The sequence below is a fragment of the Rhodopseudomonas rhenobacensis genome, assembly GCF_014203125.1.
Classification (GTDB): Bacteria; Pseudomonadota; Alphaproteobacteria; order Rhizobiales; family Xanthobacteraceae; genus Rhodopseudomonas_A; species Rhodopseudomonas_A rhenobacensis.
In genome coordinates this window covers 23,259-40,552 of record NZ_JACHIH010000011.1, presented here as the reverse complement: position 1 = coordinate 40,552, position 17,294 = coordinate 23,259, and the positions used below count along the sequence as shown (strand labels likewise).

The following is a 17,294-nucleotide window of genomic DNA, read 5'->3' as shown; positions in this document are numbered from 1 at the left end:
TCGACGCGCGAGACTCAGCGCCACTCGACCTTGGTGATCTCGTAGGCCTTGGCGCCGCCCGGCGCGACGACCTCGACGGAGGCGCCCTTCTTCTTGCCGATCAGCGCACGCGCCAAGGGCGAGGTGATCGAGATGCGGCCCTTCTTGGCGTCGGCTTCCGGCTCGCCGACGATCTGCCACACCGCCTTCTTCTCGGTGTCCTCGTCGACCAGGGTCACGGTGGCGCCGAACTTGATGGTGTCGCCCGAGAGCTTGCTGATGTCGATGATGTCGGCGCGCGCCAGCTTGTCCTCGAGCTCCGCGATGCGGCCCTCGTTGTGGGACTGTTCTTCCTTGGCGGCGTGATACTCGGCATTTTCCGAAAGGTCGCCATGCGAGCGCGCCTCGGCGATGTGCTCGATGATTCGCGGACGATCCACCGACTGGCGCTGCTTCAACTCGACTTCGAGGGCGGCATAACCGCCCGCGGTCATTGGTACCTTTTCCATCATCGATCTTCGTCCTTCAACGTGTTCGTCACGTGTCACGGAATGTGGCTCACACGAAACGGTTATCGGTCTGGTGACCTGATCCGGCTTGCGCCATCTCACCGCGATCCGGGGGGTGACCGCAAGCGCCGAAGCAGAACATTCCTGCGGCGGACGGGTTCCCGCCCAGCCGGAGTATTGCCCGTCAGTGCCGGCCCGTCCGGCCCGGCCGATCAGGTGTCGGAAAAATAACTCTGCAGCGTCCGGACCTCAAGGTCCCCACCAAGGTAGGCCCGGATGCCCTGCGCGGCCGCAACCGCGCCCGAAAGAGTGGTGTAATACGGAACTTTATGCAAGAGGGCAGCGCGCCGGAGCGAGCGGCTGTCGGCCAGCGCCTGAGGGCCTTCGGTGGTGTTGAACACCAGCTGGATCTCGCCATTGGTGATGGCGTCGACGATGTGCGGCCGGCCCTCCAGCACCTTGTTGACCTTCTCGGCCGGCACCCCGTTGTCGGCGAGGAAGCGCTGCGTGCCGGACGTCGCCAGCACCTTGAAGCCGAGCGAACACAACAGTTTCACGGCCTCCAGGATGCGGGTCTTGTCGCCCTCGCGGACCGAGACGAACACCGTGCCCTTGCGCGGCACGCGGGTGCCGCCGCCGAGCTGGCTCTTGGCGAAGGCGATCTCGAACGAGCGGTCGATCCCCATCACCTCGCCGGTGGAGCGCATCTCCGGGCCGAGCACGGTGTCGACGCCGGGGAAGCGGGCGAACGGAAACACCGATTCCTTGACACCGACATGGTCGAGCTTGCGCTTCTGCAGCTTGAGGTCGGCGAGCTTTTCGCCGGCCATGATCCTTGCGGCGAGCTTGGCGACCGGAATGCCGACAACCTTGGCGACGAACGGCACGGTGCGCGAGGCGCGCGGGTTGACCTCGAGCACGTAGATGTCGCCGTCCTTGATGGCGAACTGCACGTTCATCAGCCCGACCACGTCGAGCCCGAGCGCCATGTCGCGGGTCTGCCGCTCCAGTTCGGCGATCATCGGGGCGTCGAGCGAATGCGGCGGCAGCGAGCAGGCCGAGTCGCCGGAGTGGATGCCGGCCTCTTCGATATGCTCCATGATGCCGACGATGAAGGTGTCGCGGCCGTCGCACAGGCAGTCGACGTCGATCTCGATGGCGTCGGACAGATAGCGGTCGAACAACAAGGGATTGGTGCCGAGCACGGTGTTGATCTGCCCGGTCTTGTCGTTCGGATAGCGCGCCTTGACGTCGGCGGGCACCAGCTCGGGCAGGGTGCCGAGCAGGTAGTCGCCGAGCTGGCTCTCCTCGCGGATGATCTGCATGGCGCGGCCGCCCAGCACGTAGGACGGTCGCACCACCAGCGGCAGGCCGAGTTCGGCGGCGACCAGGCGCGCCTGCTCGACCGAATAGGCGATGCCGTTCTTCGGCTGCTTCAGCTTCAACTTGTCGAGCACGCGTTTGAAGCGGTCGCGGTCTTCGGCCAGGTCGATGGCGTCCGGCGAGGTGCCGAGGATCGGCACATTGGCGGCTTCCAGCGCGCGCGCCAGCTTCAGCGGGGTCTGGCCGCCGAACTGCACGATGACGCCGTGCAGCGTGCCGTTCTTGCGCTCGACGTCGATGATCTCCAGCACGTCCTCGGCGGTCAAGGGCTCGAAGTACAGCCGGTCCGCGGTGTCGTAGTCGGTCGACACGGTTTCCGGGTTGCAGTTGATCATGATCGATTCATAGCCGGCGTCGTGCAGCGCGAAGCAGGCGTGGCAGCAGCAGTAATCGAACTCGATGCCCTGGCCGATGCGGTTCGGACCGCCGCCGAGGATGATCACCTTCTTCTTGTCGGACGGCGCGCTTTCGTCGGCGGGGGAGCCTGCGAACGGTGACTCGTAGGTCGAGTACATATAGGCGGTGGGCGAGGCGAATTCCGCCGCGCAGGTGTCGATGCGCTTGAACACCGGGCGGACGCCGAGCGCGTGGCGCTGCGCTCTGACATCGGCTTCGGTGGTCTTGGCCAGCACCGCGAGGCGGGCGTCGGAGAAGCCCATCGATTTCAGCGTGCGCATGCCGAAGGCGTTGCCGGGCAGGCCGCTCGCCTTCACCTTGGCTTCCATGTCGACGATGCCGCGCAATTCCGACAGGAACCAGGGATCGATCTTGCAGGAGGTGAAGATCTCCTCGTCGGTCCAGCCGAGCCGCATCGCCTGCGCGACCTGCAACAGCCGGTCCGGCGTCGGCGTGCCGAGGGCTGCGCGGATCGCGTTCTTGTCGTCGCTGCGGCCGAGCCCCTCGATCTCGATCTCGTCGAGCCCGGTGAGGCCGGTTTCCAACCCGCGCAACGCCTTCTGCAACGATTCTTGGAAGGTGCGGCCGATCGCCATCACTTCGCCGACCGACTTCATCGAGGTGGTCAGCGTGGTCGAGGCGCCGGGGAATTTCTCGAACGCAAAGCGCGGAATCTTGGTGACGACGTAATCGATGGTCGGCTCGAACGACGCCGGCGTCGCGCCGCCGGTGATGTCGTTGGCGATCTCGTCGAGCGTGTAGCCGACCGCGAGCTTGGCGGCGACCTTGGCGATCGGAAAGCCGGTGGCTTTCGACGCCAAAGCCGAAGAACGCGACACCCGCGGATTCATTTCGATCACGACCATGCGGCCGTCGACCGGGTTGACGCCGAACTGCACGTTGGAGCCGCCGGTCTCGACGCCGATCTCGCGCAGCACCGCCAATGAGGCGTCGCGCATGATCTGGTATTCTTTGTCCGTCAGCGTCAGGGCAGGGGCCACGGTGATGGAATCGCCGGTGTGCACGCCCATCGGATCGAGGTTCTCGATCGAGCAGACGATGATGCAGTTGTCGTTCTTGTCGCGCACCACCTCCATCTCGTACTCTTTCCAGCCGAGCACGGATTCTTCGATGAGCACTTCATTGGTCGGCGAGGCGTCGAGCCCGCGCTCGATGATGTCGAGGAATTCTTCCTTGTTGTAGGCGATGCCGCCGCCGGTGCCGCCCATCGTGAACGACGGCCGGATGATCGCCGGCAGGCCGATCTCGGACAACGCCATCAGCGCCGAACCCAGCGCCTGTTCCTGATAGCGCTTGCGGCGGTCGTTCTCGCCAAGCACCCATTGCCGCTCGAACGCGATCAAAGCCTCGCCGGAGAGCTTGGCGCGGTCTTCGAGATATTTCTCGCGATAGGCCTTCTTCAAGGCGGTGGCGTTGGCGAGCCGCGACTTCGGCGTCTCCAGCCCGATCTTGGTCATCGCCTCGCGGAACAGCTGGCGATCCTCGGCCTTGTCGATGGCGTCGGCGGTGGCGCCGATCATCTCGACGTCGAATTTCTCCAGCGTGCCCTGCTTGCGCAAGGAGAGCGCGCAGTTCAGCGCGGTCTGCCCGCCCATCGTCGGCAAGAGCGCGAAGCCGCCGGGAATGACGTGGCGTTCCTTCTCGATGATCTTGGCGACGATCTCCGGCGTGATCGGCTCGATGTAGGTCGCGTCCGCCAATTCCGGGTCGGTCATGATGGTGGCCGGATTGGAATTGACCAGGACGATGCGGTAGCCCTCGTCCTTCAGCGTCTTCACGGCCTGGGTGCCGGAATAGTCGAATTCGCAGGCCTGGCCGATCACGATCGGGCCGGCGCCGATGATGAGAATCGTCGATATATCAGTACGTTTGGGCATTCGGTCTCGCTAGCGCGACGGGCGGAAATCCGGGCACAAAAAAAGGGCGCGCAGCCGCGCGTCCCTTGACTGTCAGGCGCCAGGCTTCCCTTGCGCGCGGGCTGTCTTTAGACCAGATTCCGCAGCCGGGAAAGTCCTATAAGGTGCCCCTCAACCGGCAATTTGGCACCGTCTTCTTTGCCTGGGCGGCTCCGTAGACGGAAGCTGCTGCGAGAGGTGGGGATTGGAGGCCCGGCCTGGACTTGAACCAGGATAAGGAGCCTTGCACAGCTCCTGCGTTGATCTTCCGCCACCGGGCCGTCGATATCCATACGCTTCACAGCGCGGTGATAAAGCCCCCACCCCGGATTAACCCTAATTGGGCAGTCCCGCACCAGCCGACGTCGGCGCGAACCGTAGCCGGTGAAGCCGCAGGCGGGTGCGGCCATGGTCAGGCTCGTCGCCGATCACGGACTTGTGTGGCTTTGGCCGTAACAACCGCGGAGACGTTGCGTATCTTCGGTGTCGCGGCCCGACGTGGCCCAGAAACTCGAGGAAGCCCCCATGCGTTCTCCCTTCACCCGGCTGATCTTGGGCGCCGCCGCAGGTGCCTTGGCGGTGTGGTCGTTCGGTTTTGCGCAAGCCTCCGAGGAGGCCGTGGTGATCCCGCCGCCCGCGGTGGATGTGCAGTCCAAGGATGGCGTGCAGACCGCGGTGATCGCGGGCGGCTGCTTCTGGGGCGTGCAGGGGGTGTTTCAACACACCGCCGGCGTGCTCAACGCGGTCTCCGGCTATGCCGGCGGCGGCAAGATGACCGCCAACTACACCGCGGTGTCGACCGGCATGACCGGCCACGCCGAAGCGGTCGAGATCAAATACGATCCGAAGCAGATCAGCTACGGCCAGATCCTGCAGATCTTCTTCTCGGTGGCGCACGATCCGACTGAGCTCAACCGGCAGGGGCCGGATAGCGGCACGCAATATCGCTCGGCGATCTTCACCAGCAACGACGAGCAGAAGCAGATCGCCGAGGCCTATATCGCCCAGCTCGACGCCGGCAAGCTGTTCAAGAAGCCGATCGTCACCAAGATCGGCGCGCTCGAGGCCTTCTATCCGGCGGAGGCCTATCATCAGGACTACCTGACGCTGCACCCGAACCAGCCCTATATTGCGTACAACGATCTGCCGAAGGTCGAGAACCTGAAGAAGCTTTTCGCACAACGATACGTTGAGAAGCCGACGCTGGTGAGCACCGCCAAGGTCACCAACTGATCGGCCGCCACAGGAGGATCGAATGTCAGACACCACCACCAAGACCGCCAAGATCGTCAAGCCCGACGCCGAGTGGCGCAACGAGCTCACGCCGATGCAATACGCGGTGTTGCGCGAGAAGGCGACCGAGCGGCCATTCTCCGGCGACTACGAGCATGACAAGACCAAGGGCACCTATGTCTGCGCCGGCTGCGGCCAGACGCTGTTCGAGTCCGATGCGAAATTCGACTCCGGCTGCGGCTGGCCGAGCTTCACCGCGCCGGCGGCGGCTGATCACGTCGACGAGGAACGCGACGTCAGCCACGCCATGGTCCGCACCGAAGTGTTGTGCTCGCAATGTTCCGGCCATCTCGGCCACGTGTTCGAGGACGGCCCGGGGCCGACCGGCCTGCGCTATTGTATTAATTCCGCCGCGCTTAAGTTGCAGCCAAAATAGACCGCAACCGTATTTAATCGGATATTCGTCTTAGCCGGGCGTCGCAAAGCTGCGCGGCCAAGACCCATGGCGCTGAAATCAAACGGCTAATCGAGCCGGCGCGGCGTCAGGGGACGATTCATCATCCGCCCTCGCAGGAATAGCATTTCCGCGCAACGCGCCTATATTAGAGACCTGTCCAGAAATGATCTCGTTAGACCGCCTTCGGTCCGCTGACCTTGCATAACCGGGTCGTCATTTCCATCGTGAGAGAGGGGTCACTGACCATGGCTGCATTCAACTACAACACCGCCGCTGAGCTGTTCCCGGCGGCGATCCGCAAGAAGAAGCGCGCCGGCTTCGCCTATCGCCGCTTCGACACCGCCGCCGCTGCGGTGCAGTTCGCGATCGAACAGCTGCCGGCGGATTCGCTGAATGGCGCTTATCTTCAGGTTGAAGAAGCCCGCTTCGATCAGAGCGGCATTCGCTCGCTGTATGAGAGCGAAGCGTTTCCGTTGGAGCGCCGTGTCGTGGTGGAAGAACCTGCCGCCGCCGCCGATGCCGATCAGGACGCCGCGTAAGACGCCCGGTGCAGCGCAGTTAGCGCTGCTTGTCGATCCAACGTCGCAATAGCCGCATGTTGCGGACGTTGGCGCGGAACATGACGTCGAAGGCGTCGCCGAGCAAAGGCACCACGCCGACTGCGCCGTCGAGTGCCACATTGCCGAGCATCCGCGCGGTGATGTGCCAGGGGGCGCCGAGTTCGCGCGCTTCCCGCACGATCCACAGCGAGATCGCCGTGGTGATCACGTCGCCGACCACCGGGAGCAGTCCGATCAGCCCGTCGAGGCCGTACCGGATCTTGGTGCCCGGCAGGATAAAGGCGACGTCGAGCAGCTTGGCCAGCGCCTCCAGCCGCGCCAGCCGTTGCGCCCGCGACAGCGGCGAAAAGCCGTTGCCGCGCCAGCTTTGAAAATCAAACCCGCCATCGTCGAACGGCGCCCGCCGCAGCGTATCCCGCGGGATTTCGCGGCCGTCCTGATCGATGATCGGCGCCCGCGACTTGCGCCGCGCGTTCGCCGTGGGACCCGAATAGCTCTGCTGGTGCATGGTCATGCTGATCAACCGCGAAGGCGGCCGCAAGTTGCGTCGCGGCGCAGCGTTTTGTGCCGCGGAGGCGCGCTCGCCCGACGCGAAACTGCTTGCAGCTAATTGCAGGGATGGCGCCGGCCGTCCTGGCCGCGATAGGCGGCGGCGCTCTGCTTGCACAGCGCGCGGAGCGGACCGTCGTAATAGGCGAACGGCTCCGGCCAGATCCCCGGGCCGTAATTGTGGCTGTAGTAGTCCTGGGCGTGATGATGATGCCGGTGATGCCGCGCATGTTTATGGGAGCCGGCGAGCGCCGGGGTCGCGATCGCAACGGAGAGCAGCGCCACGGCGCCGACGAGCTTGAGAGATGTCACCAGGAGGCTCCGGTTCTGCACAAAGGATGAATCGGCGGCAATGTAACACATTCGCCGAACGCTTGGCGGTAACGCCGAGTTGCCGGCGCGGGTCCGCAGCACGCACCCCAGGTTGAAAAATTCGCCGATACCCCCGATTTTAGACGATCGGATTCACCCGCGATTCAAATCTGCCGGCGAGGCTCGCAGCATTGGCTGATGGGAGGCACTGCGATGTTCCTGGTAGCTTTGATTTTGGCTGTTGCAGCCGGGGTGTTTTTCGGCGCCGGCAACAGCGCGTTGCCGTGGTCCAATGATATCTGCCGCTACGGCGACGTGCTGTGCCAGCATCCGTCGTGGGTCGGCGTGCCGGCGGTGTTGTCACTGGTCTGGGCATTCTTTCTCAGAGTCGACCGGCTCTGAGCGCGCGAGGCCGAGCCGCAGCACCTCGTAGCCGATCGCCGTGGCATGGGCGTGATGCGCCATATGGCCGGCGCCGGCGAGATGCACCAGCTGCGCCTGCGGCATCTGCGCGGCGAGCGCTTCGGCGTGGATGTTCGGCGGCACTACCGGGTCGGCAAAGCCGGCGACGATCACGGTCGGCGTGGCGATCGCGCGATAGCGCGGCACCAGCGCGATCAGCTGGTCGCGCAGCTCGGAGTATTCGCGCAGGCTCGAGGAGAACCGCCGCGGCGTCAGCCCGAGCGTGAGCCGGCTGCGCGCGGCATAATCCGCCGGCGCCGGTTCCGGCCGGAACATCCGCTGCGTGAGCCGGGGCAGCATCGCCAACGACAGCGGCAGCAGCAGCGTATAGGTGGCGAGCGGGCCGATCAGCACCCCGGCGAGGCGCTGAAACCAGGGCAGCCCTTCGGGCCGCGGATGCGTGGTCGGGTTGATCAGCACCAGGCCGGCGACGCCGTCGGGATCGTCGAGCGCGTAGCGCAGCGCGATCAGCCCGCCGAACGAATGCCCGACCACCACCAGCGGCCCGGCGCCGAGTTGCTGCACCAGGCCGCGCAATAGCTGCACCTGATATTCCGCCGCCGCGACCGGCCCCGGTCCCGGTTCGCTAAAACCTTGCCCCGGCCGGTCCGGGATGATCACCCGCATCCGTTTCGACAACACGCCGGCCAGCGCCATCTGCATGTCGTCGAGGCAGAGATTGGCGCCGTGCAGCAGCAAGGCCGTCGGCGCGTCGGGGTCGCCGTCGCGCGACGGCAGCTCGACGACGTGCAGCCGGACGCCGTCGACGTCGACGAAGCGGCCGCGCGGCGGGTTGCGGGCTTCGATGATTCGGGTCAGGGCCCATGAGACGGCGAGCGTGGCCGCGGCCAGCGCGACGACGGCGACTATCACCGACAACATCAGATCACTCCGCTCCCGTGCAGCCTGCTTGGTCGAACACCGCGTCAGCTTTGCCGAGATCGCCCCCGCCGCCAATTGGACCATGGTTGCCAGGCCGACTGTGCGGTCTTGCTCACATGACCGAATGTTCACAAATACTTCTTTGCAATCAACTCATTGATCCTTCGCAAAGGCGATCCGGCGGTTCGGCGCTATCCCGCTGATCTGACGATGGCGGACCGCCGCATGGACATGACCACAGACAAGCCCAGCGCTTCGCCCGAGGCCAAGCCGCCCGCCGCGCCCGGCCGGCTGGCGCGTACGCTCTCGGTCGGCTGGCAGCACAAATGGTCGGTGACGGCGCTGATCCTGGTATTCGGCGCAGCATTGCTCGGCGCGCTGCGCCTCGTGCTCGGCCCCGAAGTGGTGGTGGCGCAGGTCGTGCGCGGCGACCTGGTGCAGACCGTGGTGGCGAGCGGCCATATCGAGACGCCGTATCGGGTGGAGATCGCCAGCCAGATCACCGGCACCGTCGAGGACGTGCTGGTGCAGGAGGGCGAGCAGGTCAAGCAGGGCCAGAAGCTGGTGGTGATCGAGGCCTCGGAATTGCAGGCCGCCGTCATTCAGAACGAAGGCGCGGTGGCGCAGGCCGAGGCACGGGTCCGGCAATTGCGCGAACTCACCAAGCCCGCCGCCGATCAGGCGCTGATGCAGGCGCAGGCCAATCTGCTCAACGCGCAAGCCGCCTATGATCGGGCCTCGAAGCTCGCCGGAAGCGGCTACGGCACCCGCGCCACGCTCGACGACGCCACCAAGAATCTCGACGTCGCCCGCACCCAGGTGCGCACCGCGGAGCTGCAGGTGTTCACCTCGAGCCCGGTCGGCAGCGACTACGTGATGGCGGAGACCCAGCTCGCCCAGGCCCGCGCCAATCTCAACACCGCGCGCGCGAGGCTCGGCTACGCGACCATCGTGGCGCCGCGCGATGGCGTGCTGATCACCCGCAACGTCGAGCGCGGCATGGTGGCGCAGCCCGGCAAGGCGATGCTGGTGCTGGCGCCGAAGGGCGACATCCAGGTGGTGGTGCAGATCGACGAGAAGAACCTCGGGCTGTTGACGCTGGGGCAAAAGGCGCTGGCCTCGGCCGACGCCTATCCCGACCAGCGCTTCGTCGCGGTGATCAGCTACATCAATCCCTCGGTCGACATCAACCGCGCCTCGGTGCAGATCAAGCTCTTGGTGCAGGACCCGCCGGACTATCTGCGGCAGGACATGACGGTCTCGGTCGACGTCGAGATCGCGCGGCGCGACAACGCCGTGGTGGTCCCCGCGCGCGCGGTGCATGATCCAGCCTCCGGGACGCCGTGGGTGCTGAAGGCCAGTCTCGGCCGTGCCCAGCAGCAGCCGGTCCGGCTCGGCTTACGCGGCACCGGGCAGTTCGAAGTGCTGGACGGTGTGCTGCCCGGCGATCTGGTGGTGCCGCTGACGTCCGGCGTGAAGGCCGGGCAGCGCATCCGGGCCGTGCTGCCATGAAGAGCTGGCTGCCGTTCGAGTGGATCGCGGCGGTGCGCTTTCTGCTCGAAGGGCTGATGCAGACGTTGGTGATCCTCGCCGGCATCGCCATTGGCGTCGGCGTCATCGTGTTCATGTCGGCGATGCTGGCCGGGCTGCAGGCCAATTTCATCAAGCGGGTGCTGACCTCGCAGCCGCAGATCCAGCTGATCCCGCCCGACCAGGTGGCGCGGCCTTTGCGCACCGACAAAGGCACCATCGAGGCGGCGATCGTGCAGCGGCCGACCCAGCGCGTGCTGTCGATCGACCAGTGGCCGAAGATCCGCGTCGAGATGCAGAACCGCCCCGACATCGTCACCGTGGCGCCGACCGTCTCCGGCTCCGGGCTGGCGCTGCGCGGCGACACCAACCGGGCGATCACGCTGACCGGCATCGAGCCCGAGGTGTATTTCCGCATCGTGCGGGTGCCGGACTACATCGTCGCCGGCGGCAGCCAGATCACCAGCGAGGGCATCCTGATCGGAACCGAGCTGGCCAAGGACCTCGGCGCCTCGCTCGGCGACAAGATCAACGTCACCACCGCGATGGGCGGCAACCGCATCCTCACCATCAACGGCATCTTCGATCTCGGCAACAAGGGCGCCAACCAGCGCTCCACCTTCGTGGCGCTGCGCACCGCGCAAAGCCTGCTCGGGCTGATCGGCGGGGTGACGTCGATCGACCTCACCGTGACCGACATCTACGCCGCCGAAACCATCGCCCGGGAAATCGCCGCGATGCTGCCGGTGCAGGCCGACAGCTGGATCAAGACCAACGCGCAGTTCTTCACCGCGGTGCAGGCGCAGCAGAATTCCAACACGCTGATCCGCGCTTTCGTCGGGCTGTCGGTGGCGTTCGGCATCGCCGCGGTGCTGATCGTCTCGGTGATCCAGCGCTCCAAGGACATCGGCATTTTGCGCGCGATGGGCACCAAGCGCGAGCAGATCCTGCGCGTGTTCCTGATCCAGGGCGGCATTCTCGGCTTCCTCGGCGCGCTGATCGGCTCGGCGCTCGGCGCCTTCGCGCTGATCGTCTGGCACCGCTATGCCCGCCAGGTCGACGGCAGCGAATTGTTTCCGCTGATTTTGGAAACCCAGTTGTTCGTGATGGCGTCGGGGCTGGCGACGCTCACCGGCGTGGTGGCGGCGATCGCGCCGGCGCTGCGCGCGGCCAATCTCGATCCGGTGGTGGCGATCCGTGGCTGAAGTTCTCAAGCTCGAGCAGATCAGGAAGTCCTACAATGTCGGCACCGCGGTCGAGACCGAGGTGCTGCACGGCATTGATCTTGCGATGCAGTCCGGCGATTTCCTGGCGCTGATGGGGCCGTCCGGCTCCGGCAAGAGCACGCTGTTGAACATCATCGGGCTGCTCGACCGGCCGACCTCGGGACTGCTGGCGATCGACGGCGTCGATACGGCTACGCTCGGCGACGCGGCGCTGACCCAGCTACGCGGCCAGACCATCGGCTTCATCTTCCAGTATCACTATCTGATCTCGGCGTTCACCGCCTGCGAGAACGTGATGATGCCGATGCTGGTCGACAAGGGCCATCCCGACGCCGAAATGCGCGCGCGCGCCGAGCAATTGCTGGATCGTGTGGGCCTCAGCCGCTGGCGCGACAACAACGCCACCAACATGTCCGGCGGCCAGCAGCAGCGCGTCGCCATCGCGCGTGCGCTGGCGATGGACCCCGATCTGGTGCTGGCGGACGAGCCGACCGGCAATCTCGACACCAAGTCGGCGGATGCGGTGTTCGAACTGATGCGGCAGATCAACCGCGAGCGCGGCACCACGTTTCTGATCGTCACCCACAATGACGACCTCGCCAAGCGCTGCGACCGCATCGTGACCGTGGTCGACGGCAGGGTGGCGTGAGGGCCGACTGCGTAGCGTTGACGGAGAGGTGTGTTTGAGCGCTGCCGCGATTACGGCCTGCTCCCTCTCCCATGGGGAGAGGGCTGGGGTGAGGGGGGACGGTCTATCGAGAGGGCGAAACCCCTCACCCGGCGCTTCGCGCCGACCTCTCCCAGTGGGAGAGGTGAAGAAGCGTGCCCGGACGCGGCGCAGCGCGCCGCCCTTGCGGCGTGGTGCGCCGCAGAGCCGGGGCCGTTACGGAACGCGGCGTTCGGAATGGTCCCGGCTCGCGGGGCGGAGCTGGCGCGCCACCCCGCGTCCGGGCCACGAGGATCACACGATCTGCGGGGTGACCCGGTCGGTGACCTTGAGATATTTGCGGGCGAAGGCGACCACCTGGCCGTCGCTCGGATGGTCGACGGTCTCGACGCCGGCGATGATGCTCTTCAGCTTCGGATGGTGCTGTTCGAAGTACTTCACGAAGTCGGTCTTGGTGTGCGCCGGGCCGACCACCAGCACCGCGCCGGCGTCGGCGATCGCCTCGGCGGTGGCGTGGAAATAGGCGTGCTCGTCTTTGCTGGACTGCTGGTGCACGTGCTTGGTCGGATGATCCGGATGGATCACCAGCTTTTCGACCTCGGTCGGGTTGAAATGGAACACCCGCGCTTCGCGGTGGTCGATCCAGATCACGGCGTGGAAATGGTGGGCGGTCATGGAGTTATCCTTTCTGACGCAGCCGGGACGGCGAGCGCGGAGGCGTCGCAGGCTGCGGAGCAGAGCGGCCCAGCAAGGCGCTCGTGCCGATTGATTTGCGTTCGAGACATGAAGAGGCCCCGGAAACCAAACGGATTTCCGGGGCTAGAGCCTTAGCCAATCAACCGTCGATTGTCACGCGCGCCGCTGCACGGCGAAGTGGTTAAATACTACCAGCCGTGCGGGCGCGGCGGCCTTCGATCGGATAGGCCGGGTCGTTGTAGCCCGGCGTCGAGGGATGGCCGGGAGCGACCAGATTGTCGATCAAAGCTTCGTCCTCGGCGGTGAAGCGATAGTTCAGCGCCTTGAGATAAGCGTCCCATTGCGGCTCGGTGCGCGGACCGGCGATCACCGAACTGACGAAGCCGCTGTTCAGCACCCAGGCCACCGCGAACTCACCGGCGGTGATGCCGCGGGCTTCGGCGTGGCGGCGGATCTGCTGCGCCAGCTCCAGCGATTCCGGGCGCCATTCGGTCTGCATCATGCGGATATCGTGGCGGCCGGCGCGGCTGTCCTTGTCGGGGGCGGCGTCGGGCGCGTACTTGCCGGTGAGCACGCCGCGCGCCAGCGGGCTGTAGGGCACCACGCCGAGACCGTAGAAGTCGCAGGCCGGCATCTGCTCGACCTCGGGCATCCGGTTCATCGCGTTGTAGTAGGGTTGGCTGACCACCGGGCGGTCGATGCCGAGCCGGTCGCAGATGTTGCAGATCTCGGCGATCCGCCAGGCGCGATAGTTCGACACGCCGAAGTAACGGATCTTGCCGTCGCGGATCAGATCGCCCATCGCCCGCACGGTTTCGTGCAGCGGCGTGGTGTGATCCTCCTTGTGCAAGTAATAGATATCGAGATGGTCGGTGCCGAGCCGCTTCAGGCTGTCCTCGACCTCCTGCATCACCCAGCGTCGCGACAGCCCGCCGCGGTTCGGTCCTTCGCCCATCGGGTTGGCGAGTTTCGACGCCAGCACCCAATGCTGCCGATGCTTGGCAATGGCGCGGCCGACGATGGCCTCGGCGGCACCGCTGGAATAGGCGTCGGCGGTGTCGATGAAATTGATGCCGGCGCCGCGCGCCTTGTCGATGATCCGCACCGCGGTCGGCTCGTCGGTGGCGCCACCGAACATCATGGTGCCGAGACACAAGGGAGAAATCTTCAGGCCGCTGCGGCCGAGTTGGCGATAGTCCATGGTCATGTTTCCGATCACAGGCAGTGCGATCCGTCCCGCATAGCGCCTGCCATCCGGGCCGTCAAAGCAATGCGTCAATGCGAAAAAGCCGGTTGCGCGCGGCGTCCGAAACCAGTGGCGCCTATCCGGCGTTGGCTTTCAGCCCGGCCGCCTCGATGCCGGCGATCGCGCAGGCTTCGTCGTTGTCGGAGGTATCGCCGCTGATGCCGACCGCGCCGAGCAACGCGCCGGCGGCATCCTGGATCAGCACGCCGCCCGGCACCGGGACCAGCGCGCCGCGCGCCAGCGTGTTCACCGCGCTGACGAAATAGGCCTGCTCCTGGGCGCGCTGGAAGATCGCGCGCGAGCCCATGCCGAGCGACAGCGCGCCATAGGCCTTGCCGTGGGCGATCTCGCCGCGCAGCAGGCTGGTGCCGTCCTGCGCCGCCGAAGCCTTGATGCAGCCGCGGGCGTCGAGCACGAACACCGCAAGCGGCTTCAGCTTCTTCTCGCCGGCCTTGGCGAGCGCGGCGTCGAGGATCGTGCGGGCGAGGTCCAGCGTGAGGTCGGTCATGGGGTTTCCTTGGCGGGCGCGGGCGAGGTCGCCGCGATCTAAGCGGTCTGGCGGAGCAGCGGCATGTCCTCAAGCTCCGAGGCGGCCGGCTGTTCCGATGCCGGTTCATAGACGGCATGGCGGTTTTTGCCAGACTTTTTGGCGGCGTAGAGCGCATGGTCGGCCGCCGCGATCAGCCGCTCGGCATCGGCGCCGACCAGCTTGGTCCATTGTGCGACGCCGATCGACACCGAGACCGTGATCGCCGTTCCCTGTCCGGTGCCCCGGCATGCCTCCAGCAGCCGGCGGGCGATCATCGCGCCCTCGCGCAGCGTGGTCGCCGGCAGCAGCACCGAGAACTCGTCGCCGCCGATCCGCGCCAACAGATCGCCGGAACGCAGGCAGCTTTGCGCGGTGCGGGTAAAGTCGCGCAGGCAGGCGTCGCCGGTGGCGTGGCCGTAGCTGTCGTTGATCGCCTTGAAGCCGTCGAGGTCGATTGCCAGCAGCGCGAACGGACCGGCGGTGCGCCGTGACAACGCGCATTCCTCTTCGAGGCGCTGCAACAGCTGGCGGCGGTTGGCGGCGCCGGTGAGATCGTCGAGCATCGCCAGCTTCGCCACCTCGGCGCGCAGCCGATCGATCGTCATCAGCAGGAAGCCGAAGCACCACATCATCGACAGGAACACCAACAGCAGCACCATGAAGGCCTGCAGCGGGTTGAAGTGCAACACCCTGAGTTCGCCGCCGATCCCGGTCAGCGCCGCGATCGAGCGCACGATCAGCACCACGACGATCGCGGCGGCGACGGCGGCGGTCATCCGGGAGCCGGGGTGGTGTTGCTGCTTGTCCTGTCGCCACACCAGATGCCGCAGCGACAGCATGATCGGCACCGCCTCGCCGATCGAGTACACCACGATGCGCATCGGGATGCTGACATCAACGAAGCTGAAATAGCTGAACGCCATCACGCTCAGGCCGACCACGCTCAAGCTCAACCGCCACAGCGCGGGACGGCCGAAAAAGCGATCCATCCCCATGCTGCCGAGGCAGCAGGCCATGATCATCATGGCACTGCCGATGATTTGCGGCAGCGGCGAGTCGATGACGCTCCGCAACAGCGCGGTGGCCGCCGCCAAGGCTGCCACGAAGGCCGCCGCGGTCCAATACGGCGCCGCGACGAAGTTCGGGTAGCTGCGCATCACATAGGTCCACACCAGACCCAGCGCGATGAAGTTGCCGATGACGACCAGCCACAGTGTCGGGACGCTCAACATCGTCGTGCTCCTGCGCGCGCCGTGATCGCCTCGATTGTGTTGCTGCGTATAGTCATTCTCACCCACCCCCGGAACTCGCGGAGGGTGCAGGTGAAGGCTTTAAGGGAGTCTCACCAGCCCCTGTACAATTACTGGGGTGGTTTTGAATCAATGAATCCGACGCGTTGGAATCGTTACGCAACTCAAAGTCGTGTTTGCTGGCCTTAAGCCGGCGCTAACCCTGCGGCAACTGAAGTTCCTCGCACCACTACGAGGGTTCGGAACCAACGGCGAATTGTCGGCGCGCTGCGGTCGCGCTTGCCGCCGGAACCGATCTCGCGCCGCGGCGTGGAGCATGCAGCGGCGGGGTGCGTTGCGTCGCGGCGGGCTTCAAAACCGTCGCCCACTCCGATAGGGTCCGCGCCGCAACGCCGCCCGCCGTCGGCGGCGTCCAACACCCCCGGAATTCGATGAAAATCACCCAAGCCTTCAGCTTCGAAGCTGCCCACCGTCTGCCACATGTCCCGGCGACGCACCGCTGCCACCGCATGCACGGCCATTCCTACCGGGTCGAGCTGCAGTTGCAGGGTCCGGTCGATCCCCATAGCGGCTTCGTGGTGGATTTCTTCGACATCGAAGCGGCGTTCGGCCCGGTGTTGAAGAGCCTCGACCATTATTGCCTGAACGAGGTGAGCGGGCTGGAGAATCCGACCGCGGAGAACATCGCGCTGTGGATCTGGCAGCGGATCAAGCCGGCGCTGCCGCAATTGTCGCAGGTCAAAGTGTTCGAAACCGCCGATTGCTGGGCGGAATACGACGGCGACGCGGCGTCGGCCTGAGCGCTTTCGCCGCGCGCTGAATAGCGGCGTCGCCAGGGCGACGCCGTTTGCTTGGGTCAGCCCTGCGCCGGGCTCATCTTCAGCCGCTGCTCTTCGGTTTCCTTCTCCCAGCGCAGAATCGTGCTGTAGAGATTCTGGAAGCGGCTCTCGACCGCGCCGTCGAACATCGGATCCTTGCGGTCGTCGACCCGGGCGTCGATCTTCGCCCAGTCGGCCGGCGTCAAGGTGTCGAGCGCGGCCGGGAACAGCAGGTTCTCTTCCTTGGCCATGTGGCGGCGCTGGTGATCTATGAAATCCTCCGCGGCGATGTGGACGGTCTGCCGCGGAATCTCCTGGTCGGCGAGAATGTCGTCGACCATCTGCGAGAACCGGCGCAGCCGCTCGGCCTCGAGCCGATGGTCGGACTGAATGTCGCCGACCGCGGCGGTCACCGCCGGGCTGCGCTGTTTCAGAATCTCGAACACCACGTCTTCTTTGGGGTGGTGGCAGCGATCGGGGAATTCCTGGAAATACTGGATGATCGCCTGAAAGATCTCATAATCCGGCCGCTCGCGGCGATCGAACACCTTCAGCTCCTGCTCCAGCACGTTGAGCAGCCGTGAGATGTTGCGATGCTCTTCCTGCAGAATTTCGATCATTTTGGACATCGACCGACCTCGACTTAGCAGCTGTCTGATGAAAGAGAATGCGATAATGGCAGATTTGACCGGAC

At 65.6% G+C, this 17,294-nt stretch carries 18 protein-coding genes and 1 tRNA gene; 8 read left to right on the top strand and 11 right to left on the bottom strand.

What is annotated here, in order from left to right:
- Positions 1-14 precede the first annotated feature (14 nt).
- The 3 genes from greA to HNR60_RS10670 form a co-directional block, all read right to left on the bottom strand.
- Positions 15-491 carry a transcription elongation factor GreA gene (greA, locus tag HNR60_RS10680; RefSeq protein ID WP_184257210.1) on the bottom strand — a complete coding sequence of 159 codons (477 nt, stop codon included), beginning with the start codon at positions 489-491 and terminating at the stop codon, positions 15-17.
- A gap of 209 nt (positions 492-700) precedes the next feature.
- A complete protein-coding gene (gene carB / locus HNR60_RS10675) occupies positions 701-4,165 on the bottom strand; it encodes a carbamoyl-phosphate synthase large subunit (RefSeq protein ID WP_184257207.1) in 3,465 nt (1,154 codons plus the stop codon).
- Positions 4,166-4,389: 224 nt separating this feature from the next.
- A tRNA-Ala gene (locus HNR60_RS10670) sits at positions 4,390-4,464 on the bottom strand.
- 244 nt (positions 4,465-4,708) lie between these two features.
- Between HNR60_RS10670 and msrA the strand changes: the two genes are divergently transcribed.
- From msrA to HNR60_RS10655, 3 genes are all read left to right on the top strand, one after another.
- Positions 4,709-5,416: a peptide-methionine (S)-S-oxide reductase MsrA gene (gene msrA / locus HNR60_RS10665; RefSeq protein WP_184257205.1), complete on the top strand. Its 708-nt coding sequence runs from the start codon at positions 4,709-4,711 to the stop codon at positions 5,414-5,416.
- A gap of 22 nt (positions 5,417-5,438) precedes the next feature.
- Positions 5,439-5,852: a peptide-methionine (R)-S-oxide reductase MsrB gene (msrB, locus tag HNR60_RS10660; RefSeq protein WP_184257203.1), complete on the top strand. Its 414-nt coding sequence runs from the start codon at positions 5,439-5,441 to the stop codon at positions 5,850-5,852.
- A 266-nt stretch (positions 5,853-6,118) separates the two neighbouring features.
- A complete protein-coding gene (locus HNR60_RS10655; protein WP_184257201.1) occupies positions 6,119-6,412 on the top strand; it encodes a hypothetical protein in 294 nt (97 codons plus the stop codon).
- Positions 6,413-6,431: 19 nt separating this feature from the next.
- On the opposite strand, the gene HNR60_RS10650 is transcribed toward HNR60_RS10655, so the two are convergent.
- On the bottom strand, positions 6,432-6,947 hold the full coding sequence (locus HNR60_RS10650; RefSeq protein WP_184257199.1) for a DUF4112 domain-containing protein: 516 nt from the start codon (positions 6,945-6,947) through the stop codon (positions 6,432-6,434).
- Positions 6,948-7,039: 92 nt separating this feature from the next.
- On the bottom strand, positions 7,040-7,294 hold the full coding sequence (locus tag HNR60_RS10645) for a hypothetical protein (RefSeq protein ID WP_184257197.1): 255 nt from the start codon (positions 7,292-7,294) through the stop codon (positions 7,040-7,042).
- A gap of 213 nt (positions 7,295-7,507) precedes the next feature.
- Between HNR60_RS10645 and HNR60_RS10640 the strand changes: the two genes are divergently transcribed.
- Complete coding sequence (locus HNR60_RS10640) at positions 7,508-7,696, top strand: hypothetical protein (protein WP_184257195.1); 189 nt, start codon at positions 7,508-7,510, stop codon at positions 7,694-7,696.
- Here the strand turns inward: HNR60_RS10640 and HNR60_RS10635 are convergent.
- A complete protein-coding gene (locus tag HNR60_RS10635) occupies positions 7,655-8,638 on the bottom strand; it encodes an alpha/beta fold hydrolase (RefSeq protein ID WP_184257193.1) in 984 nt (327 codons plus the stop codon). The genes HNR60_RS10640 and HNR60_RS10635 overlap by 42 nt on opposite strands.
- Before the next feature lie 225 nt (positions 8,639-8,863).
- On the opposite strand from HNR60_RS10635, the gene HNR60_RS10630 reads away from it, so the two are divergent.
- Genes HNR60_RS10630 through HNR60_RS10620 form a run of 3 tightly spaced genes read left to right on the top strand, consistent with a single transcriptional unit; the run spans position 8,864 to position 12,043 of the window.
- Positions 8,864-10,150 (top strand): efflux RND transporter periplasmic adaptor subunit, encoded by a 1,287-nt coding sequence (locus HNR60_RS10630; RefSeq protein ID WP_184257191.1) that lies wholly within the window; start codon positions 8,864-8,866, stop codon positions 10,148-10,150.
- Positions 10,147-11,373: an ABC transporter permease gene (locus tag HNR60_RS10625; RefSeq protein ID WP_184257189.1), complete on the top strand. Its 1,227-nt coding sequence runs from the start codon at positions 10,147-10,149 to the stop codon at positions 11,371-11,373. The genes HNR60_RS10630 and HNR60_RS10625 overlap by 4 nt, the downstream gene beginning before the upstream one ends.
- Positions 11,366-12,043 (top strand): ATP-binding cassette domain-containing protein, encoded by a 678-nt coding sequence (locus tag HNR60_RS10620; protein WP_184257187.1) that lies wholly within the window; start codon positions 11,366-11,368, stop codon positions 12,041-12,043. The genes HNR60_RS10625 and HNR60_RS10620 overlap by 8 nt, the downstream gene beginning before the upstream one ends.
- Before the next feature lie 312 nt (positions 12,044-12,355).
- On the opposite strand, the gene HNR60_RS10615 is transcribed toward HNR60_RS10620, so the two are convergent.
- The 4 genes from HNR60_RS10615 to HNR60_RS10600 all read right to left on the bottom strand — a co-directional run bounded on the left by HNR60_RS10615 (position 12,356) and on the right by HNR60_RS10600 (position 15,764).
- A complete protein-coding gene (locus tag HNR60_RS10615; RefSeq protein ID WP_184257184.1) occupies positions 12,356-12,736 on the bottom strand; it encodes a translational machinery protein in 381 nt (126 codons plus the stop codon).
- A 202-nt stretch (positions 12,737-12,938) separates the two neighbouring features.
- A complete protein-coding gene (locus HNR60_RS10610; RefSeq protein ID WP_184257182.1) occupies positions 12,939-13,958 on the bottom strand; it encodes an aldo/keto reductase in 1,020 nt (339 codons plus the stop codon).
- 121 nt (positions 13,959-14,079) lie between these two features.
- Complete coding sequence (locus HNR60_RS10605) at positions 14,080-14,511, bottom strand: GlcG/HbpS family heme-binding protein (RefSeq protein WP_184257180.1); 432 nt, start codon at positions 14,509-14,511, stop codon at positions 14,080-14,082.
- A gap of 38 nt (positions 14,512-14,549) precedes the next feature.
- Positions 14,550-15,764, bottom strand: coding sequence for a GGDEF domain-containing protein (locus HNR60_RS10600; RefSeq protein ID WP_184257178.1), 1,215 nt, complete (start codon positions 15,762-15,764; stop codon positions 14,550-14,552).
- Between the two features lie 449 nt (positions 15,765-16,213).
- Here HNR60_RS10600 and queD point away from each other — a divergent pair, with 449 nt between their 5' ends.
- On the top strand, positions 16,214-16,582 hold the full coding sequence (queD, locus tag HNR60_RS10595; RefSeq protein WP_184257176.1) for a 6-carboxytetrahydropterin synthase QueD: 369 nt from the start codon (positions 16,214-16,216) through the stop codon (positions 16,580-16,582).
- Positions 16,583-16,638: 56 nt separating this feature from the next.
- Here the strand turns inward: queD and HNR60_RS10590 are convergent, their stop codons facing one another.
- Positions 16,639-17,229, bottom strand: a complete 591-nt coding sequence (locus HNR60_RS10590; RefSeq protein WP_184257174.1) for a hemerythrin domain-containing protein — start codon at positions 17,227-17,229, stop codon at positions 16,639-16,641.
- Between the last annotated feature and the right edge of the window lie 65 nt (positions 17,230-17,294).